This window comes from Actinomadura sp. NPDC023710 (assembly GCF_040639875.1).
Taxonomy (GTDB): Bacteria; Actinomycetota; Actinomycetes; order Streptosporangiales; family Streptosporangiaceae; genus Spirillospora; species Spirillospora citrea.
Genome location: NZ_JBFAGB010000031.1, coordinates 19128 through 41364, shown reverse-complemented (window position 1 = coordinate 41364; position 22237 = coordinate 19128). Strand labels below are relative to the sequence as shown.

Annotated in this window: 34 protein-coding genes; 2 read left to right on the top strand and 32 right to left on the bottom strand. The window is 68.5% G+C overall.

Annotation, left to right across the window (positions count from 1 at the left end; translation table 11 throughout):
- Positions 1–52: 52 nt before the first annotated feature.
- Complete coding sequence (rpmJ, locus tag AB0H37_RS31010; protein WP_021596712.1) at positions 53–166, bottom strand: 50S ribosomal protein L36; 114 nt, start codon at positions 164–166, stop codon at positions 53–55.
- Positions 167–232: 66 nt separating this feature from the next.
- Complete coding sequence (gene infA / locus AB0H37_RS31005) at positions 233–454, bottom strand: translation initiation factor IF-1 (RefSeq protein WP_018657567.1); 222 nt, start codon at positions 452–454, stop codon at positions 233–235.
- A gap of 262 nt (positions 455–716) precedes the next feature.
- Between infA and AB0H37_RS31000 the strand changes: the two genes are divergently transcribed.
- Both AB0H37_RS31000 and AB0H37_RS30995 read left to right on the top strand, forming a co-directional pair.
- On the top strand, positions 717–1328 hold the full coding sequence (locus AB0H37_RS31000; protein ID WP_360616570.1) for a hypothetical protein: 612 nt from the start codon (positions 717–719) through the stop codon (positions 1326–1328).
- A 203-nt stretch (positions 1329–1531) separates the two neighbouring features.
- A complete protein-coding gene (locus AB0H37_RS30995; RefSeq protein ID WP_179837674.1) occupies positions 1532–2347 on the top strand; it encodes a phosphodiesterase in 816 nt (271 codons plus the stop codon).
- Positions 2348–2366: 19 nt separating this feature from the next.
- Here AB0H37_RS30995 and AB0H37_RS30990 read toward each other — a convergent pair whose 3' ends face one another.
- The 30 genes from AB0H37_RS30990 to AB0H37_RS30845 form a co-directional block, all read right to left on the bottom strand.
- The gene (locus AB0H37_RS30990) at positions 2367–2813 is read right to left on the bottom strand and encodes a DUF1707 domain-containing protein (protein ID WP_179837675.1); all 447 of its coding nucleotides are present in this window, start codon (positions 2811–2813) and stop codon (positions 2367–2369) included.
- 30 nt (positions 2814–2843) lie between these two features.
- On the bottom strand, positions 2844–3668 hold the full coding sequence (map, locus tag AB0H37_RS30985; RefSeq protein ID WP_329085307.1) for a type I methionyl aminopeptidase: 825 nt from the start codon (positions 3666–3668) through the stop codon (positions 2844–2846).
- Positions 3669–3775: 107 nt separating this feature from the next.
- Positions 3776–4426, bottom strand: a complete 651-nt coding sequence (locus tag AB0H37_RS30980) for an adenylate kinase (protein WP_179837677.1) — start codon at positions 4424–4426, stop codon at positions 3776–3778.
- Positions 4426–5721 carry a preprotein translocase subunit SecY gene (gene secY, locus AB0H37_RS30975; protein WP_179837678.1) on the bottom strand — a complete coding sequence of 432 codons (1296 nt, stop codon included), beginning with the start codon at positions 5719–5721 and terminating at the stop codon, positions 4426–4428. Before secY ends, AB0H37_RS30980 begins: the two co-directional genes overlap by 1 nt.
- A gap of 230 nt (positions 5722–5951) precedes the next feature.
- Positions 5952–6437 (bottom strand): 50S ribosomal protein L15, encoded by a 486-nt coding sequence (rplO, locus tag AB0H37_RS30970; protein ID WP_179837679.1) that lies wholly within the window; start codon positions 6435–6437, stop codon positions 5952–5954.
- Between the two features lies 1 nt (position 6438).
- Entirely contained in the window at positions 6439–6621 is a 183-nt protein-coding gene (gene rpmD, locus AB0H37_RS30965; protein WP_179837680.1) for a 50S ribosomal protein L30, read from the bottom strand.
- Positions 6618–7241 carry a 30S ribosomal protein S5 gene (gene rpsE / locus AB0H37_RS30960; RefSeq protein WP_149259522.1) on the bottom strand — a complete coding sequence of 208 codons (624 nt, stop codon included), beginning with the start codon at positions 7239–7241 and terminating at the stop codon, positions 6618–6620. Before rpsE ends, rpmD begins: the two co-directional genes overlap by 4 nt.
- 31 nt (positions 7242–7272) lie before the next feature.
- Complete coding sequence (gene rplR, locus AB0H37_RS30955) at positions 7273–7659, bottom strand: 50S ribosomal protein L18 (protein WP_089314936.1); 387 nt, start codon at positions 7657–7659, stop codon at positions 7273–7275.
- A gap of 2 nt (positions 7660–7661) precedes the next feature.
- The gene (gene rplF / locus AB0H37_RS30950) at positions 7662–8198 is read right to left on the bottom strand and encodes a 50S ribosomal protein L6 (RefSeq protein ID WP_329085301.1); all 537 of its coding nucleotides are present in this window, start codon (positions 8196–8198) and stop codon (positions 7662–7664) included.
- Between the two features lie 16 nt (positions 8199–8214).
- Entirely contained in the window at positions 8215–8613 is a 399-nt protein-coding gene (gene rpsH / locus AB0H37_RS30945; RefSeq protein ID WP_089314938.1) for a 30S ribosomal protein S8, read from the bottom strand.
- A gap of 147 nt (positions 8614–8760) precedes the next feature.
- The gene (locus AB0H37_RS30940; protein WP_018657585.1) at positions 8761–8946 is read right to left on the bottom strand and encodes a type Z 30S ribosomal protein S14; all 186 of its coding nucleotides are present in this window, start codon (positions 8944–8946) and stop codon (positions 8761–8763) included.
- 2 nt (positions 8947–8948) lie between these two features.
- The gene (gene rplE / locus AB0H37_RS30935) at positions 8949–9524 is read right to left on the bottom strand and encodes a 50S ribosomal protein L5 (protein WP_089314939.1); all 576 of its coding nucleotides are present in this window, start codon (positions 9522–9524) and stop codon (positions 8949–8951) included.
- Between the two features lie 5 nt (positions 9525–9529).
- Positions 9530–9838: a 50S ribosomal protein L24 gene (gene rplX, locus AB0H37_RS30930; RefSeq protein WP_141580642.1), complete on the bottom strand. Its 309-nt coding sequence runs from the start codon at positions 9836–9838 to the stop codon at positions 9530–9532.
- Complete coding sequence (rplN, locus tag AB0H37_RS30925) at positions 9838–10206, bottom strand: 50S ribosomal protein L14 (RefSeq protein ID WP_021596728.1); 369 nt, start codon at positions 10204–10206, stop codon at positions 9838–9840. Before rplN ends, rplX begins: the two co-directional genes overlap by 1 nt.
- A gap of 110 nt (positions 10207–10316) precedes the next feature.
- Complete coding sequence (gene rpsQ, locus AB0H37_RS30920) at positions 10317–10589, bottom strand: 30S ribosomal protein S17 (protein WP_089314941.1); 273 nt, start codon at positions 10587–10589, stop codon at positions 10317–10319.
- On the bottom strand, positions 10586–10825 hold the full coding sequence (rpmC, locus tag AB0H37_RS30915) for a 50S ribosomal protein L29 (protein ID WP_089314942.1): 240 nt from the start codon (positions 10823–10825) through the stop codon (positions 10586–10588). Before rpmC ends, rpsQ begins: the two co-directional genes overlap by 4 nt.
- Positions 10825–11244 (bottom strand): 50S ribosomal protein L16, encoded by a 420-nt coding sequence (rplP, locus tag AB0H37_RS30910; protein WP_089314943.1) that lies wholly within the window; start codon positions 11242–11244, stop codon positions 10825–10827. The genes rpmC and rplP overlap by 1 nt, the downstream gene beginning before the upstream one ends.
- A 7-nt stretch (positions 11245–11251) precedes the next feature.
- Positions 11252–12106: a 30S ribosomal protein S3 gene (rpsC, locus tag AB0H37_RS30905; RefSeq protein WP_179837682.1), complete on the bottom strand. Its 855-nt coding sequence runs from the start codon at positions 12104–12106 to the stop codon at positions 11252–11254.
- The gene (gene rplV, locus AB0H37_RS30900) at positions 12106–12489 is read right to left on the bottom strand and encodes a 50S ribosomal protein L22 (protein WP_089314945.1); all 384 of its coding nucleotides are present in this window, start codon (positions 12487–12489) and stop codon (positions 12106–12108) included. Before rplV ends, rpsC begins: the two co-directional genes overlap by 1 nt.
- A 40-nt stretch (positions 12490–12529) precedes the next feature.
- Positions 12530–12811 carry a 30S ribosomal protein S19 gene (rpsS, locus tag AB0H37_RS30895; RefSeq protein ID WP_089314946.1) on the bottom strand — a complete coding sequence of 94 codons (282 nt, stop codon included), beginning with the start codon at positions 12809–12811 and terminating at the stop codon, positions 12530–12532.
- Between the two features lie 12 nt (positions 12812–12823).
- Positions 12824–13657 carry a 50S ribosomal protein L2 gene (rplB, locus tag AB0H37_RS30890; RefSeq protein WP_179837683.1) on the bottom strand — a complete coding sequence of 278 codons (834 nt, stop codon included), beginning with the start codon at positions 13655–13657 and terminating at the stop codon, positions 12824–12826.
- A gap of 45 nt (positions 13658–13702) precedes the next feature.
- Positions 13703–14002 carry a 50S ribosomal protein L23 gene (gene rplW, locus AB0H37_RS30885; RefSeq protein ID WP_329085279.1) on the bottom strand — a complete coding sequence of 100 codons (300 nt, stop codon included), beginning with the start codon at positions 14000–14002 and terminating at the stop codon, positions 13703–13705.
- A 12-nt stretch (positions 14003–14014) separates the two neighbouring features.
- Positions 14015–14617 (bottom strand): 50S ribosomal protein L4, encoded by a 603-nt coding sequence (gene rplD / locus AB0H37_RS30880; protein ID WP_329085277.1) that lies wholly within the window; start codon positions 14615–14617, stop codon positions 14015–14017.
- Entirely contained in the window at positions 14614–15264 is a 651-nt protein-coding gene (gene rplC, locus AB0H37_RS30875) for a 50S ribosomal protein L3 (protein ID WP_179837685.1), read from the bottom strand. Before rplC ends, rplD begins: the two co-directional genes overlap by 4 nt.
- Before the next feature lie 15 nt (positions 15265–15279).
- The gene (rpsJ, locus tag AB0H37_RS30870; protein WP_018657599.1) at positions 15280–15588 is read right to left on the bottom strand and encodes a 30S ribosomal protein S10; all 309 of its coding nucleotides are present in this window, start codon (positions 15586–15588) and stop codon (positions 15280–15282) included.
- Positions 15589–15696: 108 nt separating this feature from the next.
- A complete protein-coding gene (gene tuf, locus AB0H37_RS30865; protein WP_179837686.1) occupies positions 15697–16890 on the bottom strand; it encodes an elongation factor Tu in 1194 nt (397 codons plus the stop codon).
- An 80-nt stretch (positions 16891–16970) separates the two neighbouring features.
- Positions 16971–19082 (bottom strand): elongation factor G, encoded by a 2112-nt coding sequence (gene fusA, locus AB0H37_RS30860; protein ID WP_179837687.1) that lies wholly within the window; start codon positions 19080–19082, stop codon positions 16971–16973.
- A gap of 42 nt (positions 19083–19124) precedes the next feature.
- Positions 19125–19595 (bottom strand): 30S ribosomal protein S7, encoded by a 471-nt coding sequence (gene rpsG / locus AB0H37_RS30855; protein WP_067806994.1) that lies wholly within the window; start codon positions 19593–19595, stop codon positions 19125–19127.
- Positions 19595–19969 (bottom strand): 30S ribosomal protein S12, encoded by a 375-nt coding sequence (rpsL, locus tag AB0H37_RS30850; protein WP_021597495.1) that lies wholly within the window; start codon positions 19967–19969, stop codon positions 19595–19597. Before rpsL ends, rpsG begins: the two co-directional genes overlap by 1 nt.
- A gap of 560 nt (positions 19970–20529) precedes the next feature.
- Positions 20530–22179: a hypothetical protein gene (locus AB0H37_RS30845; RefSeq protein ID WP_360616569.1), complete on the bottom strand. Its 1650-nt coding sequence runs from the start codon at positions 22177–22179 to the stop codon at positions 20530–20532.
- Positions 22180–22237: the final 58 nt, after the last annotated feature.

The window sequence follows — 22237 nt, the reverse complement described above, 5'->3', positions numbered from 1 at the left end:
CCGGCACGTACGGCCGTGTGAAGGCTGCGGTGCGCTTGCTGGGTGGTGAGCGTCAGCCCTGACGCTGCTTGTGGCGCGGGTCGGAGCAGATGACCATGACCCGGCCGTGCCGACGGATGACGCGGCACTTGTTGCAGATCTTCTTGACGCTCGGCTTGACCTTCACTGGGTCTCCTAGAGATAAGGGTCACCCCCGCGCCGCCACGCACAGGGAAGGCAACCCCAGTGGGATTTACTTGTAGCGGTAGACGATCCGACCGCGCGTGAGGTCGTAGGGGCTCAGCTCCACAACAACGCGGTCGTCCGGCAGGATTCGGATGTAGTGCATCCGCATCTTGCCGCTGATGTGGGCGAGCACCTTGTGCCCGTTGTCGAGCTCCACCCTGAACATGGCGTTCGGCAGCGACTCGATGACGGTGCCCTCGATCTCGATGGCCCCTTCTTTCTTGGGCATGTCCTCCGCGCTTCGCTGATCGGCTCATTGGACGCGGCCCGGCTCTCCAGGGGAGAATCGGCCGCAACCCGCACCGCGGCGCGGAAGCGCCAGGAAGGGGAAATCGGGCGGCCGTCGACGGACCGACAAGGGAGTCTACGTCAACCGGCCGTCCAATGCGAAATCGACGCATGACACGCGTCCGGAGACTGCTCCCGAGTCAAGCATACATCGCCTGCGCGTTGTACCTTTCCAGGAGGAGAGACGTACGAGGAGGGTCAGCATGCCGAGCTATGACTTCGCGCTGATCCTCAGCCGTCCCCTCTACGAGGACGAACTCGACCCGCTGTTCGACCGCACGTACGGCGCGGTCACGGTGTCGATCATCAGCGAGCCGCAGCACGCCGACCATGCTCCAGCCCCCACCCACCACCGTCCGAACGACGAGCTCCGCTCGGCGGACCGTCTGGGCAACGCCTCGTGCACCTGGCCGGGCGCCACCCTCGCCGTGGCGATCATGGAGGTGGTCGGGCATGTCGAGGAGAGCGCGCCCGGCCTGCACGTCCTGCAGGTGGAGGCCGACCCGCTGCTGACCATCCGCGACATCGCCGAGCGGGTGGGCCGGTCCCTCGACTCGGTCCGGCACGCGATCACCGGGGCGCGCGGCGCCACCGGCTTCCCGTCCTCGGAGATGTCCACCGCCGGTCACCGGCTGTGGCGGTGGTCCAAGGTCGCCGCCTGGTACGGGCTGGACGACCCCCAGCTCATCGAGGCCAAGCCGACCGTCCAGGCCATCAACGGCTGGCTCGCCCTCCGCGACGTCGTCCCCGACGTCGCCCCCGCCCCCGAAGAGATCACTTCGGCCCTGTCCCTGGTCATCCCCCACGTCGCCTGACCGGCGCCCAGGCGGCCAGGCTCCCGCCCGGGGCGCGGACGGACGTGCCCCGCGCACCTTCACGCCCGGGCGACGAGGTCCTCGCCGGGGGGCGAGTCGACAGTGCGGCCACGCGGACGCGAAGATCGTCCCGGCGCCCGGCGCCCGGGGCTGCCCGGGGCGCGGGGTTCCGTGATGTGCTGGGGGCAACGGGGAGGGGATCGATGGCGATCATCGCGCAGCTCAGCGACATCCATCTGGCGGCCGGGCGCGACGGCGGGATGGACGACGACTCCGGGCCGGTCCGCGCCCTGCGGGCCGCCGTGTCGAGCCTGCTGTCGCTGCCCGCGCGGCCGGACGCCGTCGTCCTGACCGGAGATCTCGCCGACCGCGGCCAGCCCGCCGAGTACGCCCGGCTGCACGCGCTGCTGTCGCCGCTGCCGATGGCCGTCTACCCGATGTGCGGCAACCACGACGACCGCGACGAGATGCGCCGGATGTTCGCCGACCATCCGGCGGTCGCGGCGACGGGGACCGGGCCCGGGGCTCCCGTCCAGTACGCCGTCGACGTGGCCGGCGTGCGCCTGGTGTGCTGCGACACCACCGTCGACGGCCATCCCCACGGGCACATGAGCGAGGAGAGGCTCGACTGGCTGGAGGAGACGCTGAGCGCCGCGCCCGGCGTCCCGACCGTCATCGCCACGCACCACCCGCCGTACCCGATCGGGATGCGGTTCATCGACGACCTGCGGTTCGTCGACCCCGCCGGATTCGCGTCCGTGATCTCCCGGCACCCGCAGGTCGTCCGGGTGATCTCCGGGCACGCGCACCGGGCGACGGTCGGATCGCTGGCGGGACGGGTCTGCACCACCTGCCCGAGCACCTACCGGCAGCTGTTCCTCGACCTCACCCAGCGGGGCCGCGCGGCCGTCACCGGGGAGCCCGCCGGGTTCGCCCTCCACCTGGTCGGCGAGGACGGCACCGCCACCACCCACTTCGCCCCGACCGGGAACTACCGGCCCCTGATGGACGTGGAGTGAGCCCCGCCGGGCGGGCGCGTCAGCAGTCGCCCCGGCGCCCGCCGAAGAGCGTGCGCATCAGCAGGACGGCGCCCCACGGGCCCGCCACCCAGATCCACCACGGGTAGACCGCGCCCGCCGTCACCAGGATGATCAGCCACACCGTCACATTGATCGCGCTGACCGTCGCCCAGGCGCCCCACATCGCCCACATCCGCTGCGGTTCGAGGTCGCCGGACGGCCGCCGCGCCGGCGACGCGGTGCCCTTGCTCTGCGTCGCGGGGACCGGGAGCTGGTAAAGGTCCTCCTCCGGCAGGTCGGACGTGACCTCCTGGAGTTGCCCGAGCGTCTTCGCCCCGTAGACCGCGTCCAGCCGCTCCTGCAGCTCGTCCATCGTGATCCGGCCCTCCGCGCAGTGCTCGCGCAGACTCGCCGCCACCCGGTCGCGGTCGGCGTCCGACGCCCGGATCTCAGGGTTCGGCGCCATCGTTCCTCCGCTCCTCAGGACCTGCCTTCTCTATCCATTCTGCGGCGCGGATCCGAGCTTCGCGAACCGATCGCGGCCCTCGTCGAGCGCGGTCAGCACGCGAGGCCCGTCCGCCGTGACCGCGAACGTGTGCTCGAAGTGCGCCGAGGCGCGCCCGTCGGTCGTCACGACCGTCCAGCCGTCGTCGAGCTCGGCGGTCTCCTTCGTGCCGAGGTTCACCATCGGCTCCACCGCGAAGCACATGCCCGGCTCCAGGACGGGCCCGTGCCCGGGCGCCCCGTGGTTGGGGATCAGCGGGTCCATGTGCATCTCGGTCCCGATGCCGTGCCCGCCGTAGCCCTCGACGATGCCGTAGGGACCCTGAGAACGGATGTGGGCCTCGATCGCATGGGAGATGTCCGTGAGGCGGGCGCCGGCGCGCCCGGCCGCGAGGCCGCGCCACAGGGACGCCTCCGTGACCTCCAGCAGCAGCCGCTCCTCGTCGGTGATCTCCCCCACCGGGACCGTGATCGCCGCGTCGCCGTGCCAGCCCTCCACGATCGCGCCGCAGTCGATGGACAGCACGTCGCCCTCGCGAAGGATCTTGTCGGCCCGCGGGATGCCGTGCACGATCTCCTCGTTGACCGACGCGCAGATCGTGCCGGTGAAGCCGTGGTAGCCCTTGAACGAGGGGACGCCGCCGTTGTCGCGGATGTGCCGCTCGGCGAGCGCGTCCAGGTCCAGGGTGCTCATGCCGGGCTTGACGGCCTCGCGCAGCAGCTCCAGCGTCCGGCCGACGAGCAGCCCCGCCGCGCGCATCAGCTCGATCTGCTCCGCGGTCTTCATCTGGATCGTGAGCCTACGCCGTTTGAACATCTCTCCCCTTGCACCGGTTCTGGCGCCGAAACGGCCGCGCGGACGCGGGATCACCCGCGTCCGCGCCTACGGCTTCACGGCGGCCCGTCACTTCTCCCGCGGGCCCGTCACTTCTCCAGCGGGCGCAGGGCGGTGAGGGCGCGCTTGGTGACCTCTTCGACCGGTCCCGTCGCGTCGATGCCGACGAGGATGTTCTCGTCGGCGTAGAACTGCACCAGCGGCGACGTGTCGTGCCGGTACACCTCCAGGCGGTGCATGACGACCTCTTCCTTGTCGTCGTCCCGCTGGAACAGGCGACCGCCGCAGTCGTCGCAGATGTCGTCCTGCTTGTCGTCGAAGTCGACGTGCCAGATCCGGCCGCACTTGTCGCAGGTGCGCCGCCCCGACAGCCGCCGGACGACCTCGTCCTCGTCGACGACGAGCTCCAGCACGATGTCGAGGCGGGTGTCCCACTCGGCGAGGATCTTTTTCAGCGTCTCGGCCTGCGGGACGTTGCGCGGGAACCCGTCCAGCAGGAACCCGTCGCGTGCGTCGTCCTCGCCGAGCCGGTCGCGGACCATCGCGATCGTGACCTCGTCGGGGACGAGGTCGCCGCGGTCCATGTACTGCTTGGCCTGCCGGCCGAGCGGCGTCCCGCCGCTGACGTTCGCGCGGAAGATGTCACCTGTCGATATCTTCGGGACCGACAGATGAGATGCGATGAACTGGGCCTGCGTCCCCTTGCCCGCTCCCGGGGGGCCCACCAGGACGATACGCACTACCGGAGGAAGCCCTCGTAGTTGCGCTGCTGGAGCTGACTCTCGATCTGCTTCACGGTATCCAGTCCGACGCCGACGACGATGAGGATGCTCGTGCCGCCGAACGGGAAGTCCGAGCTCGCCTTCATGAGTGCGAAGGCGACCATCGGGATGAGGGACACGAGCCCCAGGTAGAGCGCACCGGGTGTGGTGATCCGGGTCAGCACGAAGTCGAGGTACTCGGCGGTCGGCCGACCAGGACGGATACCTGGGATGAATCCACCATACTTCTTCATGTTGTCGGCGACTTCAGTGGGGTTGAAGGTGATCGCCACATAGAAGTACGTGAAGAAGATGATGAAGACGAAGAAGATCCCCATATGCCAGGCGTTGTCCTGCTGGAGATAGGGCTGCACCTTCTGCAGCCACTTGGTGTTGGGCCACAACTGGGTGGCCAGAACCGGCAGGTAGAGCAGCGAGGACGCGAAGATGATCGGGATGATGCCGGCCTGGTTGACCTTCAGCGGGATGTAGGTCGACGTGCCGCCGTACATGCGGCGCCCCACCATCCGCTTGGCGTACTGGACGGGGATGCGCCGCTGCGCCTGCTCGACGAACACCACCCCGGCCATGATCGCCAGACCGACCAGGATCACGATCGCGAAGACGAACCCGTTCTTGGTCTTGTAGATGCTCCAGAACTGGGCGGGGAAGACCGCCACCACCTGGGTGAAGATCAGGATGGACATGCCGTTGCCGACGCCACGGTCGGTGACCAGCTCGCCCAGCCACATGATGACGCTCGTGCCCGCCACCATGATGACCACCATGGTGATGATCGGGAAGATGCCCTTGTCGTACAGGATGTCGCCGCTGCCGGAGATGCCCTGGAACAACTGGCCGGTGCTCGCCATCGCGACGATGCCGGTCGCCTGCAGGATCGCCAGCCCGACCGTCAGGTACCGGGTGTACTGGGTGATCTTCGTCGTGCCGGCCTGGCCCTCCTTCTTGAGGGCCTCCAGCCGCGGGATCACCACCGTCAGCAGCTGCAAGATGATGCTGGCCGTGATGTACGGCATGATGCCGAGCGCGAAGACCGACAGCTTCAGCAACGCGCCGCCGCTGAACAGATCGACCAGGCCGTAGAGCTGGTTGCTGTCCTTGGCCGCGTCCGCGGTCTCCTTCAGCACCTTCACGTTCACGTTGGGCGTGGGCAGGATCGAGCCGATCCTGAACACCACGATCATGAACAACGTGAAGAGGATTTTCTTACGCAGGTCAGGCGTACGGAAAGCCCGAGCGAACGCGGTCAGCACCATTCCTCCTGCGCGACTGGCGGGTTCATGGCCGCCGAGGGGGCGGTTTCAGATCCATGAGTTCGGGCGGAGAATACCCGGTGTGACGGCAGAGTGCGCAATCTCACGCCGAGTACCTTCGCTCGTGTGACTCTAACAGCAGATGACACCGGGGCCGCCCCGCCTGACCCGGCGGCCTGACGGCCCCGGGCCTCACGCGGGCACGGCCCCGGCATCGAAGGTGTTCCTTCTTACAGCTCGTCGGCGGATCCGCCGGCGGCGGCGATCTTCTCCTTGGCGGCGCCGGAGAAGGCGTGCGCCTTCACCTGGACCGCGACGGAGATGTCGCCCGTGCCGAGGATCTTGACCGGACGGCCGCGGCGCACCGCGCCCTTGTTCGCCAGGTCCTCCGCCGTGACCTCGCCGCCCTCGGGGTAGAGCGCGGTGAGCTTGTCCAGGTTCACGACCTGGAACTCGACCCGGTTCGGGTTCTTGAAGCCCTTCAGCTTCGGAACCCGGCGGATCAGGGGCATCTGGCCGCCCTCGAAACCGACGGGGACGGTGTTGCGGGCCTTGGTGCCCTTGGTGCCGCGGCCTGCGGTCTTGCCCTTGGACGCCTCGCCACGGCCCTTGCGGGTCTTGGCCTTCTTGGCGCCGGGGGCCGGACGCAGGTCGTGCACCTTGAGCGGGGTGCCCTCGGTCTCCGCGGCGGAGTCCTTACCGAGATCAGCCGCCATGTCAGTCGACCTCCTCGACGGCGACCAGGTGCGCCACCGTCCGGATCATGCCGAGCACCTCGGGGCGGTCCTCGCGGACCACGCTCTGCCCGATCTTCTTCAGGCCCAGGGTGCGCAGCGTGTCACGCTGGTTCTGCTTCTCGCTGATCACGGACTTGGTCTGCGTGATCTTCAGGTTGCTCACGACGACGCGACCTCCGCCCTCGGCTCGCTGCCCGCGGCACGCGCGCGCAGCATGGCCGCCGGGGCGACGTCCTCGATCGGCAGGCCGCGCTTGGCCGCGATCTCCTCGGGACGCTTCAGCGACTTCAGACCCGCGATCGTCGCGTGCACGATGTTGATCGCGTTGTCGCTGCCCAGCGACTTGCTCAGCACGTCGTGGATGCCAGCGCACTCCAGGACCGCGCGCACCGGGCCGCCGGCGATGACGCCGGTACCGGGGCTGGCCGGACGGAGCAGGACCTCGCCCGCCGCGTCGCGCGCCTGCACCAGGTGCGGGATGGTGCCCTGGATCCGCGGCACCTTGAAGAAGTGCTTCTTGGCCTCCTCGACGCCCTTGGCGATCGCCGCGGGCACCTCCTTGGCCTTGCCGTAGCCGACGCCGACGGTGCCGTTGCCGTCACCGACGATCACCAGGGCGGTGAAGCTGAAGCGACGTCCGCCCTTGACGACCTTGGCGACACGGTTGATCGCCACGACCTTCTCGATGTACGACTGGCCCTTGTCGGCGCCACCGCGGCGGTCGTCGCGGCGGTCGCGACGGTCGCCACCCTGACCGCCGCCACGCCTCTGCGCTGCCATCAGTGGTTCCTCTCGTTCACCTTGTAAAGGGCCATCAGAGCTCGAGGCCCCCCTCACGCGCACCGTCCGCGACAGCGGCGATGCGACCGTGGTACTTGTTGCCGCCGCGGTCGAACACGACCGCGTGGACGCCGGCCTGCTTGGCCCGCTCGGCGACGAGCTCGCCGACCTTGCGGGACTTGGCCGTCTTGTCGCCGGAGTCGGCGCGCAGGTCCGCCTCCATCGTCGACGCGCTGGCCAGCGTGTGGCCCTTGTCGTCGTCGATGACCTGGACGAACACGTGCCTGCTGGAGCGGGTCACGACCAGGCGCGGCCGTGCGGCGCTGCCCACGACCTTCTTGCGGACCCGCAGGTGCCGGCGCTTGCGAGCAAGCTGGCGACCGCTCGTGGCCTTGCCGGCCAGGGTCTTGGTGCCTGCCATGACTACTTACCAGCCTTTCCGACCTTGCGGCGGATCTGCTCGCCCTCGTAGCGCACGCCCTTGCCCTTGTACGGGTCGGGCTTGCGCAGCTTACGGATGCGGGCGGCGATCTCACCGACGAGCTGCTTGTCGATGCCCTCGACGACGAGCTGCGTCGGCCTCTCCACCGTGAAGGTGATGCCCTCCGGCGCCTCGAACGGGATCGGGTGGCTGTAGCCGAGCGAGAACTCCACGTTCTTGCCCTTGGCCACCACCCGGTAGCCGACGCCCTGGATGACCAGGGTCTTCTTGTAGCCGTCGGTGACCCCGACGACCATGTTGTTGATCAGCGTTCGGGTGAGCCCGTGCAGGCCGCGCACCTTGTTGACGTCATTGGGCCGGGAGACGACGAGCTGGCCGTCCTCCTGCTTGACCTCGATGGGCTCGGCGACGGTGTGCGAGAGCGTGCCCTTCGGGCCCTTGACGGTGACCTCGCGGCCTTCGAGCTTCACCTCGACACCGCTGGGCAGGCCGATGGGGAGACGTCCGATACGAGACATTTGTAGTGCCCTCCCCTCACCAAACGTAGGCGAGGACTTCCCCGCCCACTCCACGCTTGCCGGCCTGACGGTCCGTCATCAGGCCCGAGGACGTCGAGATGATCGCGACGCCCAGCCCGCCCAGGACCTTCGGCAGGTTGTCCTTCTTCGCGTACACGCGCAGACCCGGCTTCGAGACGCGCTTGATGCCGGCGATCGAACGCTCGCGGGTCGGGCCGAACTTCAGCTCGATCAGGAGCTTCTTGCCGACCTCGGCGTCCTCCACGGTCCAGCCCGAGATGTAGCCCTCCTGCTGGAGGATCTCGGCGATGTGCGCCTTGATCTTCGAGTACGGCATCGCCACGGAGTCGTGGTACGCCGAATTCGCGTTACGCAGACGCGTCAGCATGTCTGCGATCGGGTCGGTCATCGTCATGGCCTACTGGCCCTCCCTCGCCACGGTTTCCTCGGATTGATGCGGCCCGTGGACCTTTGGCGCGGTCGTGGGCGCCCTCTCAGGCGCCCGGTTGGTCATTACAGGCCGGCTCCCGCCGCCCCCGGAGCCGCGCTCCGGGGGACGCGGTCACCAGCTGGACTTCGTGATGCCAGGCAGCTCGCCGCGGTGGGCCATCTCCCGGAAGCACACACGGCACAGGCCGAACTTCCGGTAGACGGAGCGCGGACGCCCGCAGCGCGAGCACCGAGTGTACGCGCGCACGCCGAACTTCGGCTTCCGCGCCGCCTTGGCGATCAGCGACTTCTTCGCCATGCTCAGCTCTCCTTGAAGGGGAAGCCCAGGAGCTTGAGCAGCGCCCGGCCCTCGTCGTCGGTCTTCGCGGACGTCACGACCGTGATGTCCATGCCCCGCGAGCGGTCGATCTTGTCCGGGTCGACCTCGTGGAACATGACCTGCTCGGTCAGCCCGAAGGTGTAGTTGCCGTTGCCGTCGAACTGCTTCGGCGACAGCCCGCGGAAGTCGCGGATACGGGGCAGCGCCGTGGCGAGCAGGCGGTCCAGGAACTCCCACATCCGGTCGCCGCGCAGCGTGGCGTGCGCGCCGATCGGCATGCCCTCGCGCAGCTTGAACTGCGCGATGGACTTGCGGGCCCGGTTCACCGCGGGCTTCTGCCCGGTGATCGCCGCCAGGTCGCGGATCGCGCCCTCGATCAGCTTGGCGTCCTTGGCCGCGTCACCGACCCCCATGTTGACCACGATCTTGGTCAACGAGGGGATCTGCATGACGTTGGCGTAGCCGAACTGCTCGCGCATCTGGCCCGCGATCTCCTCGCGGTAGCGCACCTTGAGCCTCGGCGTCGGCACGGGACGCTCGGTAACGGTCTCGGTCATCGGTCTCAGATCTCCTTACCGCTACGGCGCGAGATCCGAACCTTCGTGCCGTCGTCGTTGGTGCGGTAACCGACCCGTGCCGGCTTGCCGTCCTCGACGATCGCGACGTTGCTGACGTGCAGCGGCGCCTCGACCGTGACGCGACCGCTCTCCTTGCCGGCACGCTGCTGGTCGGCCTTGATGTTCTTGGTGATGAGGTTGACGCCCTCGACGACGACCCGCTCCTCGCGCGGGATGACGCGCAGGACCTTGCCCGTCGCGCCCTTGTCCTTGCCGGCGATGACGATGACCTCGTCGCCCTTACGGATCTTCATCAGAGCACCTCCGGCGCGAGCGAGATGATGCGCATGAACTTCTTCTCGCGCAGTTCGCGGCCCACCGGGCCGAAGATACGGGTGCCGCGGGGGTCGCCGCCGTCCTTGATGAGGACGGCGGCGTTCTCGTCGAAGCGGATGTAGGAGCCGTCCGGGCGCCGGCGCTCCTTGCGGGTGCGCACGACGACCGCCTTGACGACGTCACCCTTCTTCACGCCGGCGCCGGGAAGGGCGTCCTTCACCGTCGCGACGATGATGTCGCCGACTCCCGCGTAGCGCCGACCCGAGCCGCCGAGAACCCGGATGCAAAGGATCTCCTTCGCACCCGTGTTGTCGGCGACCTTGAGTCGCGACTCCTGCTGGATCACGTCTAACTCCTGTTCGTCACACCGGTTCTCGGCGCCCCCTTCGCGGGCGCCGAGCCTGGTGGAACCAGACTGTGGTCAATAGCGGGACTGCGTCCCGCGGGCCTGCGGCCCTACTTGGCCTTCTCGAGGATCTCCACCACGCGCCACCGCTTGGTGGCCGACAGCGGGCGGGTCTCCATGAGACGGACACGGTCGCCGACGCCGCACTCGTTGGCCTCGTCGTGCGCCTTGTAGTTCTTCGTGCGGCGGATCACCTTGTGGTACTTGGGGTGCTTCACGCGGTCCTCGACGGACACGACCACGGTCTTGTCCATCTTGTCGCTGACCACGAGACCCTCAAGGATCTTGCGGCTGCTCCGCTGCTCGGTCTGCTGCTCGGTCATTCGTTGCCCTCCGCGGCGTCCTCGACCGTCACGATGCCGAGCTCGCGCTCCCGCATCACGGTGTAGATGCGAGCGATCTCGCGCTTGACGGTGCGCAGCCGCCCGTGGCTCTCAAGCTGGCCGGTCGCGGCCTGGAAGCGGAGGTTGAACAGCTCCTCCTTGGCCTCCTTGAGCTTGGTGACCAGGACGTCCTCGGGCTCGGTCCGCAGGTCGTCGGCGGTAAGACCCTTGGCCATCAGGACTCACCCACCTCTCGCTTGACGATCTTGCACTTCATCGGCAGCTTGTGGATCGCGCGGGTGAGCGCCTCCCGAGCAACCTGCTCGTTCGGGTAGGAGATCTCGAACAGCACGCGGCCCGGCTTGACGTTGGCCACCCACCACTCCACGGAACCCTTGCCGGAGCCCATGCGGGTCTCGGCGGGCTTCTTGGTCAGCGGACGGTCCGGGAAGATGTTGATCCAGACCTTGCCGCCACGCTTGATGTGGCGGGTCATGGCGATACGAGCGGCCTCGATCTGCCGGTTGGTCACGTACGCGCTCTCGACGGCCTGGATGCCGTACTCGCCGAACGTCACCCTCGTGCCGCCCTTGGCCATGCCGCGGCGCTTCGGGTGGTGCTGCTTGCGGTGCTTGACCTTGCGAGGGATCAGCATCGGTTACTCAGCTCCCCTCACCCTGCGGAGCAGCCTCGGCGGTCGGCGCCGGCTGCTCGGAACCCTGCTGCTGCTTCTGCTCGCCGCCGCGACCGCCGCCGCCACCGGCGCCACCGGCGCCGCCACGGCCACCACGGCCACCACGGCCGCCGCCACGACGCTCACCGCGACGCTCACGGCCACCGCCGCCGCCCGCGGCGCGCTGCTGCGCGGCCTGCTGCTCGCGCTCGGCGCGCGTCTGCGCGGCCTCGCCCTTGTAGATCCACACCTTGACGCCGATGCGGCCGAACGTCGTCCGGGCCTCGTAGAACCCGTAGTCGATGTCGGCGCGCAGCGTGTGCAGCGGGACCTGGCCCTCGCGGTAGAACTCCGACCGCGACATCTCGGCGCCGCCGAGGCGGCCGCCGCACTGGACCTTGATGCCCTTGGCACCGGACTTCATCGCGGACTGGATCGCCTTGCGCATGGCACGGCGGAACGCGACGCGGCTGGACAGCTGCTCGGCCACGCCCTGCGCGACGAGCTGCGCGTCGATCTCGGGGTTCTTGACCTCGAGGATGTTCAGCCGGACCTGCTTGCCGGTCAGCTTCTCCAGGTCGCCGCGCAGGCGCTCTGCCTCCGCGCCGCGACGGCCGATGACGATGCCCGGCCGGGCGGTGTGAATGTTGACCTCGACGCGGTCACGGGTCCGCTCGATCTCCACCTTGGAGATGCCCGCCCGGTCCATGCCCTTTTGCAGCATGCGCCGGATCTGGACGTCTTCCTTGACGTAGTCCTTGTAGAGCTTGTCGGCGAACCACACGGACTTGTGATCGGTGGTGATGCCGAGCCGGAACCCGTGCGGGTTGATCTTCTGACCCACTACCGGGCCCTCCTCGTCTTCTTACCGCCGCCGGACGCGGCCACAGCGTCGTCTCGCGACTCCACGACCACGGTGATGTGGCTCGTGCGCTTGTTGATGCGGTAAGCCCGGCCCTGGGCGCGGGGGCGGAAACGCTTGAGCGTCGGCCCCTCGTCCACCCACGCGCGACTGACGACGAGCGTGCCCGAGTCGAGCTTGAAGTTGTGCTCGGCGTTGGCGATGGCACTCGCCAGCACCTTGCCCACCGGCTCACCGGCTGCCTGGGGGGCGAACCGCAGCACCGCCTGAGCCTCCGCGGCAGGCAGGCCGCGGATGAGGTCCACCACGCGGCGGGCCTTCCTGGGCGTGACGCGGATGAACCGCGCCTGGGCCCTGGCTTCCATCGCTGTTCCCTCTCTCCTACGTGCTAACTGCTCTGCCTGCTCAGCCTCGGCGGCTGCGGCGGTCTTCCTTGACGTGGCTGCGGAACGTACGCGTCGGCGCGAACTCGCCGAGCTTGTGTCCCACCATCGAGTCGGTGATGAACACCGGGACGTGCTTGCGGCCGTCGTGCACGGCGATCGTGTGACCGATCATGTCCGGCACGATCATGGAGCGCCGCGACCACGTCTTGATGACGTTCTTGGTGCCCTTCTCGTTCTGGACGTCCACCTTCTTGATGAGGTGGTCGTCCACGAACGGGCCCTTCTTCAGGCTACGTGGCATGACGAGCGACTCCTACCGCTTCTTCTTGCTGCGACGACGGACGATCAGCCGGTCGCTCGACTTGTTCGCCTGGCGAGTGCGGCCTTCCTTCTTACCGGCCGGGTTCACCGGGTGCCGGCCACCGGAGGTCTTGCCCTCACCACCACCGTGCGGGTGGTCGATCGGGTTCATGGCCACGCCGCGGACAGTCGGGCGCTTGCCCTTCCACCGCATGCGGCCGGCCTTGCCCCAGTTGATGTTCGACTGCTCGGCGTTGCCGACCTCGCCGACCGTCGCGCGGCAGCGCACGTCCACCATCCGCATCTCGCCGGAAGGCATGCGCAGCGTGGCGTACTTGCCCTCCTTGGCCAGCAGCTGGACGCCAGCGCCCGCGCTGCGGGCGATCTTGGCGCCGCCGCCGGGCCGCAGCTCGATGGCGTGCACGACCGTACCGGTCGGGATGTTGCGCAGCGGAAGGCAGTTGCCCGGCTTGATGTCCGCGCCCTGCCCGTTCTCCACCCGGTCGCCCTGGCGCAGGCCACGCGGCGCGAGGATGTAACGCTTCTCGCCGTCCGCGTAGTGCAGCAGCGCGATCCGCGCGGTGCGGTTCGGGTCGTACTCGATGTGCGCGACCTTGGCCGGAACGCCGTCCTTGTCGTGCCGGCGGAAATCGATCAGGCGGTACGCGCGCTTGTGCCCGCCGCCCTGGTGCCGGGTCGTGATGCGGCCGTGGTTGTTGCGGCCGCCCTTCTTGGGGAGCGGACGCAGCAGCGACTTCTCGGGTTCGCGGCGCGTGACCTCGACGAAGTCGGCCACGCTGGACCCGCGACGACCCGGAGTCGTCGGCTTGTAATTACGGATGCCCATCTTTTTCGTTCATCCCTTGTCAGTCTTCGGGACGACCTGGCCTGTTTAGGCCGGGCCGCCGAAGATGTCGATCCGCTCGCCCTCGGCAAGGCTGACGATGGCGCGCTTGGTGTCCTTGCGCTTGCCGTAGCCGAACCGCGTGCGCTTGCGCTTGCCCTGCCGGTTGAGCGTGTTCACGCTCGTCACCTTGACACCGAACACCGACTCGACGGCCTGCTTGATCTGCGTCTTGTTGGCGTCCGTGCGGACGACGAAGGTGTACTTGTTCTCGTCCAGCAGCCCGTAGCTCTTCTCCGAGACGACCGGCGCGATGATGACGTCGCGGGGGTCAGCGATCTTGTTCATGTGCGACCCTCCTTACTTCTTCTTCGCGCGCGAGACGAACTCGTCGTACGCCGTCTTCGTGAAGACGACGTCGTCGTTCACCAGCACGTCGTAGGTGTTGAGCTGGTCGGAGACGATCACGTGCACGCTCGGCTCGTTGCGCAGGCTCTTCCAGGTCACGTCGTCCTCGCGGTCCAGAACCAGCAGGACGCGCTTGGCCTCGGTGATGTCGCGCAGCGCCTTCAGCGCCGTCCTCGTCTTCGGGGTGTCGCCCTCGATGAGGTTGTCGACCACGTGCACCCGGCCGAACCGGGCGCGGTCGGACAGGGCGCCGCGCAGTGCGGCGGCCTTCATCTTCTTGGGCGTCCGCTGCGAGTAGTCCCGCGGCTGCGGGCCGTGCACGACGCCGCCGCCGGCGAACTGGGGCGCGCGGGTCGAGCCCTGGCGGGCGCGGCCGGTGCCCTTCTGCCGGTACGGCTTCTTGCCACCGCCGGAGACGTCGCCCCGGGTCTTGGTGGCGTGCGTGCCCTGGCGCGCCGCGGCCAGCTGCGCCACCACGACCTGGTGGATCAGCGGCACGCTGGTCTTCGCGTCGAAGACCTCGGCGGGCAGTTCGATGTCGAGCTTGGAGGTCACTTGCCCGCTCCCTTCACTGCGTCGCGGACCAGCACCACGCCGCCGTTGGGACCGGGAACCGCGCCCTTGATGAGCAGCAGGTTCTTCTCCGCGTCGATGGCGTGGACGGTCAGGTTCTGCACGGTGGTACGGGCGTTGCCGTGCCGTCCCGCCATGCGGAGGCCCTTGAAGACGCGACCAGGGGTCGCGCAGCCGCCGATCGAACCCGGCGAGCGGTGCTTGCGCTGGGTGCCGTGCGAGGCGCCGAGGCCCTTGAAGCCATGGCGCTTCATGACACCGGCGGTGCCCTTGCCCTTGCTGGTGCCGGTAACGTCGATCTTCTGGCCGGCCTCGAAGACGCTGGCGGTGATCTCCTGGCCGAGTTCGAACTCGGTGGTGTCGTCAGCCCGCAGTTCGACGAGGTAGCGGCGCGGCGTGACGCCGGCCTTCTCGAAGTGACCCGTGCTCGGCTTGTTCACCTTGCGCGGGTCGATCTGCCCGAACCCGAGCTGGACGGCGGTGTAGCCGTCCTTCTCCTGGCTCTTGAGCTGGGTGACGACACACGGCCCGGCCTGGACGACGGTCACCGGAACGATCCGGCCCTCATCGTCGAAGACCTGGGTCATGCCGAGCTTCTCGCCCAGGACGCCCTTCCTCTGCGTACTCATCTCTCGGTGCGTCCCTTAGAGCTTGATCTCGATGTCAACGCCGGCCGGAAGGTCGAGTCGCATCAGCGAGTCGACCGTCTTGGGCGTCGGGTCGATGATGTCGATCAACCGCTTGTGCGTGCGCATCTCGAAGTGCTCGCGGCTGTCCTTGTACTTGTGCGGCGAACGGATGACGCAGTACACGTTCTTCTCGGTCGGCAGCGGCACCGGGCCCGCGACCTTGGCGCCCGTCCGCGTCACCGTCTCAACGATCTTCTTCGCGGAGGTGTCGATGACCTCGTGGTCGTAGGCCTTGAGCCGGATGCGGATCTTCTGTCCCGCCATGGTGGCCTCGGTGTCCTTTGCTGTAGTGCCGCTGGTTACTTCAGTGGTCGTGACGCGGCGGCCCGGTTGAGGTTGCCCGACGACCGGGCCGCCGCGTGACGAGGGGTGTTACTTGATGACCTTGGTGACGCGACCGGCGCCGACCGTCCGGCCGCCCTCACGGATGGCGAACTTCAGGCCCTCCTCCATGGCGACGGGCTGGATCAGGTCGACGCGCATCTCGGTGTTGTCGCCCGGCATGACCATCTCGGTGCCCTCGGGGAGGTTCACCACGCCGGTGACGTCGGTGGTCCGGAAGTAGAACTGCGGACGGTAGTTGTTGAAGAACGGCGTGTGCCGACCGCCCTCGTCCTTGGACAGGATGTAGACCTGCGCCTCGAACTCGGTGTGCGGGGTGTTCGTGCCCGGCTTGATCACGCACTGGCCGCGCTCGACGTCCTCGCGCTTGATGCCACGCAGGAGCAGGCCGACGTTGTCGCCCGCCTGGCCCTGGTCGAGCAGCTTGCGGAACATCTCGACACCGGTGACGGTGGTCGAGGTGGACTCCGGCTTGATGCCGATGATGTCGACGGTCTCGTTGACGTTGACGACACCGCGCTCGATGCGGCCGGTCACGACGGTGCCGCGGCCGGTGATCGAGAAGACGTCCTCGATCGGCATCAGGAACGGCTTCTCGGTGTCACGCACCGGCTCCGGCACGTTCTCGTCGACGGCGTCCATCAGCTCGACGATCGACGCGGACCACTTCTCGTCGCCCTGCAGCGCCTGGAAGGCGGAGACGCGCACGACCGGGACGTCGTCGCCCGGGAACTCGTACTCCGACAGCAGCTCGCGGACCTCGAGCTCGACGAGCTCCAGGATCTCCTCGTCGTCCACCATGTCGCACTTGTTCAGGGCGACGACGATGTAGGGGACGCCGACCTGGCGGGCCAGGAGCACGTGCTCCTTGGTCTGCGGCATCGGGCCGTCGGTGGCGGCGACCACGAGGATGGCGCCGTCCATCTGCGCCGCACCGGTGATCATGTTCTTGATGTAGTCCGCGTGCCCCGGGCAGTCCACGTGCGCGTAGTGCCGGGCCTCGGTCTGGTACTCGACGTGCGCGATCGAGATCGTGATGCCGCGCTCGCGCTCCTCCGGCGCCTTGTCGATGTCCTCGAACGGCGTGAAGGGGTTGAGGTCCGGGTACTTGTCGTGGAGCACCTTGGTGATCGCCGCGGTAAGCGTGGTCTTACCGTGGTCGATGTGTCCAATGGTGCCGATGTTCACGTGCGGCTTCGTCCGCTCGAACTTGGCCTTCGCCACTGGTTGCTCCTTGTTGCTCCTCGGCCGCCTAGACGACCGCTTCGTTTACGTTCTGGTGATCTGTGGGCAGGCCCGGGTGCTTACTCGCCCCGCGCCTTGGCGATGATCTCCTGCGCGACGTTCGTGGGAACCTCGGCGTAGGAGTCGAACTGCATGGTGAAGACAGCCCGGCCCTGGGTCTTGCTGCGCAGATCACCCACGTAGCCGAACATCTCGGACAGAGGCACGAGCGCCTTGATGACGCGCATGCCGTGCCGCTCGTCCATGGACTGGACCTGACCGCGACGGCTGTTGAGGTCGCCGATCACGTCGCCCATGTTGTCCTCGGGCGTGGTGACCTCGACGGACATCATCGGCTCCAGCAGCGTGGGGGACGCCTTGCGGGCGGCCTCCTTGAACGCCATGGAACCGGCGACCTTGAACGCCATCTCCGACGAGTCGACCTCGTGGTAGGCGCCGTCCCTCAGCGTGACCTTGACGCCCACCATCGGGTAGCCGGCGAGGACACCGAACTCCGCGGCCTCCTGGCAGCCCGCGTCGACCGACGGGATGTACTCCCGCGGGATGCGGCCACCGGTGACCTTGTTCTCGAACTCGTAGCCGTCGGACCCGCCGCCGAGCGGCTCCAGGTCGATGATCACGCGGCCGAACTGGCCGGAGCCACCCGTCTGCTTCTTGTGGGTGTACTCGACCTTCTCGACCTTGCGGCTGATCGTCTCGCGGTAGGCGACCTGCGGCTTGCCGACGTTGGCGTCGACCTTGAACTCGCGCTTCATCCGGTCGACGAGGATCTCCAGGTGGAGCTCGCCCATGCCCGAGATGACGGTCTGGCCGGTGTCCTCGTCCGTGCGGACCTGGAAGGAGGGGTCCTCCTCGGCCAGCCGCTGGATCGCGGTGCCCAGCTTCTGCTGGTCGGCCTTGGTCTTCGGCTCGATCGCGACGTGGATGACCGGCGCCGGGAAGTTCATCGACTCCAGCACGATCGGGTTCTTGTCGTCGCACAGCGTCTCACCGGTGGTGGTCTGCTTGAGACCCATCACCGCGACGATGTCGCCGGCGCCCGCGCGCTCGATCTCGGTGCGCTTGTTGGCGTGCATCCGGTAGATCTTGCCGATGCGCTCCTTGCGCTCCTTGACGGAGTTCATCACGTTCGCGCCGGACTCCAGGACCCCGGAGTAGACGCGCACGAAGGTGAGCTTGCCCAGGTGCGGGTCGCTCGCGATCTTGAACGCGAGCGCGGAGAACGGCTCGTCCTCGCTCGGCTTGCGGATGAGGACCTTCTCCTCGTCGCGGACGGCGTGGCCCTCGATGGCCTCCACGTCCAGCGGCGAGGGGAGGTAGCGGACGATCGCGTCCAGCAGCGGCTGCACGCCCTTGTTCTTGAAGGCCGTGCCGCAGGTCACCGGGGTGAGCTTCGCGGCGATCGTCGCCCGACGGATGCCGTCGTGCAGCTGCTCCACGGTGGGCTCGTTGCCCTCCAGGAACAGCTCCATGATCTCGTCGTCGTTCTCCGCGAGGGTCTCGACGAGCTTGTCGTGCCACTCACGGGCCGTCTCGGCGTGCGACTCGGGGATGTCGATGGTGTCGTACATCTCGCCGAGCTTGGCCTCCTCGTTCCACACGAGGGCCTTCATCCGGACGAGGTCGACGACGCCCTTGAAGTCGGACTCGGCGCCGATCGGGAGCTGCAGCACCAGCGGCGTGGCGTTGAGCCGGTTCTCGATCATGTCGACGCAGCGGTGGAACTCCGCGCCGACCCGGTCGAGCTTGTTGACGAAGCACATGCGCGGCACGCCGTACCGGTCGGCCTGGCGCCACACCGTCTCGGACTGGGGCTCCACGCCGGCGACCCCGTCGAACACCGCGACCGCACCGTCGAGCACCCGCAGGTTGCGCTCCACCTCGATGGTGAAGTCGACGTGGCCGGGGGTGTCGATGATGTTGATCGTGTGCTTGGCGTCGTCGACGGGCCACTCGCAGGTGGTGGCGGCGGAGGTGATGGTGATCCCCCGCTCCTGTTCCTGCTCCATCCAGTCCATGGTGGCGGCGCCGTCGTGCACCTCGCCGATCTTGTAGCTCATCCCCGTGTAGTACAGGATGCGCTCGGTCGTGGTGGTCTTGCCCGCGTCGATATGGGCCATGATCCCGATGTTGCGGACCTTGGCCAGGTCTACACCGGTTTTGGTAGCCACTGCCGTCCTCGCGTCGTCTCTCGTCGTTGCAGATCCGCCGGATTACCAGCGGTAGTGAGCGAAGGCCTTGTTGGACTCCGCCATCTTGTGCGTGTCCTCGCGCTTCTTGACAGACGCGCCAAGACCGTTGCTCGCGTCGAGCAGCTCGTTCATCAGCCGCTCGGTCATGGTCTTCTCGCGGCGCTGCCGGGCGTAGAGCACCAGCCAGCGCAGGGCGAGGGTGGTGCTGCGCGCCGGCCGCACCTCGACGGGGACCTGGTAGGTCGCGCCACCGACGCGGCGGCTGCGCACCTCCAGGGTCGGCTTGACGTTGTCGAGCGCGCGCTTGAGCGTGACGACCGGGTCGTTGCCGGTCTTCTCGCGGGCGCCCTCCAGGGCGTCGTACACGATGCTCTGCGCGATGGAGCGCTTGCCGTCCAGGAGAACCTTGTTGATGAGCGCGGTGACCAGCGGCGAGTTGTACACCGGGTCAGCGATCAGCTGGCGCTTGCCAGCGGGGCCCTTGCGCGGCATCAGCTCTTCTCCTTCTTCGCGCCGTAGTGGCTGCGCCCTTGCTTGCGGTTCCGGACGCCCTGCGTGTCGAGGGAACCACGGATGATCTTGTACCGAACGCCGGGGAGGTCCTTCACACGGCCGCCGCGGACGAGCACGATCGAGTGCTCCTGCAGGTTGTGGCCGACGCCGGGGATGTAGGCCGTGACCTCGATCCCGCTGGTCAGCCGGACACGGGCGACCTTCCGGAGCGCGGAGTTCGGCTTCTTGGGCGTCGTTGTGTAGACGCGCGTGCAGACGCCCCGGCGCTGGGGGCTGCCCTTGAGCGCGGGCGTCTTGTTCTTGGTCACCTTGTCCTGGCGGCCCTTGCGGACCAGCTGCTGGATCGTGGGCACCGCGTCTCCGTCTTCCTCGTACCGAGCCGGTAAGTCCTATTGCTGCAATCACCACCTCAGGTGAGGCTGTGACCTGCCGGTTTCCCGACCTCTCCGACCCCCGCGGTCGGGCGTGTCGCCGCCCCACGGAAGTACAACCGCGCGAAACCGACACAGACCGCCCGGCCCTTAACTGGGCCGAATCAAGCCGGGGAGTAGATGCGGCACGCTGGGGCTGGCCAACCGGCCTCGCCGACGCGCACGCATAGCGGCCCGCAGAGCGGGCACAAGTGAAGAGGTTACCGACCACTCAGCCAAAGTGCAAAGCGAGCAGTGTTCACGGCAGTTCCCGCCTCCTTCGGGCCTGGCGGCCCTCCATCGTCGGGTACTGCTCGATCGCTGCATCGCTCCGGCTCGCCTGGCGGCTCACTGCGCGATCAGGTTCGCACGCGATCGCGGGGGCCGGGTCGGCGACGGCCGGGGTCGCCTCTGCTGCATTGTGACCCACATTCCCGTGTTTGGGGAAGTCGTGGAGCAGCTTTTGCGTCCCCGGCCGTCTCGTGTTCCGGGAGTTTCGCGTCCTACAGGACGAAGGCGACGACCAGGACCACGATGATCACGACGACCGCGACGGCGCCGCCGACCAGCAGGAGCGTGTTCTTGTTGCCCTTGCCGCCCTCTTCGGCGCCGTAGGTGGTCGGCTGGCCGTACTGCCCCTGCTGACCGTACTGCTGGTGCTGGCCCGGCTGGCCCGGCTGCCCCTGCTGGCCGTACTGCTGCTGGCCGAACTGCTGACCCTGCTGCTGTTCGCCGCCGGGCTGGCCGAACTGCTGTTGCTGCTGCTCGCCCTGCTGGCCGCCGAACTGCTGCTGGCCGTAGCCCTGCTGTTCACCCTGGCCGTACTGCTGCTGGCCGTAGCCCTGCTGGCCGAACTGCTGTTGCTGCTGCTCGCCCTGCTGGCCGCCGAACTGCTGCTGGCCGTAGCCCTGCTGTTCACCCTGGCCGTACTGCTGGCCGTAGCCCTGCTGCGGCTGCTGGCCCCACTGCTGCTGGCCGATGTCGAGCCGGGTGTGCTCACCCATGCCGGACGAATCGGCGGCGTGCCGTCCCTGGGGTTCGGCGGCGTGCCGTCCCTGGGAGGCGGCCGACGGGTCGAACGCCTCGGTCGGACGCGCGTCCTCCACGTTGCCCTCGCCGGGCGGACGGTACAGGTCGTCCACCGAGGGGCCCGTCTGCTGCGACCCCGCGCCGTAGCCGGAGTCGGGCGGCGGGACCATCATCGTCCGCTCGTGGTCGGACTGCCCCTGGCCGGCGGGCTGGGACGACTCCGGCGCCCACGGCTCCGGCGTGGACGGCGGGGTCGGGGCCGGGGCCTGCCACGGCTCGGCCGGGGGCTCCTGCCGACGCTCGGGGCCGGTGGCGACCGGGATGTCGGTACCGGGCGACCAGTGCAGCGTCGCCTGGTCGTCCACCACGGGCCGCTGCGGCTGCTCGGGCGTGCCCGCGGCCGGACCCGGGACGATCAGCGTCCGGTCCGTCCCGGACTCCTGCGGCTGCTCGGGCCGCGCCTGCTCTCCGGGCGCGCCGTACTGGGGCTGGCCGTACTGCGGCTGCTGCTCCTGGGGCGCACCGTGCATCGGCTGCTGCGGGTACCCGGACTGCTGCGGCGGCTGCTGCCCGTACTGCTGTTCAGGCTGCTGCCCGTACTGCTGCTCGGGCTGCTGCCCGTACTGCTGCTCAGGTTGCTGCCCATACGGGGACTGTTCCGGCCGCTGCCCGTACTGCGGCTGGCCGTACTGAGGCTGCTCATACTGAGGCTGCTCGTACTGCTGAGGCTGCTCGTACTGGGGCTGCCGCTGCTCCTGCGGGGGCGGGAATCCACCCGGCCCGGGAGGCGTGCCGTAGGGCATCTGCCCGGGGGCCGGCTGTCCGTACTGGGGCTGCTGGTCCTGCTGAGCGCCGTAGGGGGGCGGCGGCGGGGGCTGCTCACCGAACTGCTGCATCGGCTGTTCGACCATCGTGGGGGGCGGCGGGGGCGGCGCCTGGCGCTCCTCCTCGCGGGGCTGCGCCGGCTGTGCCGGGGGCTGGCCGCCCAACTGCGGAGCGCCGAACACCACGGTGCGGTCACCCAGCGGCCGGGCGGGAGGCTCCTGGCCCTCCGGCGGCCTGGGGTGCCCCTCGTCCTCCGGCGTCGGCCGCTGCGGTCCCTGCGTGCCGTCGTTCTCGGTCATCGTCGGGCTCCTTCAGCGCCGTCGTCCCGGGGCTCCCTCAGCTCCCGGAAGTCCGGAG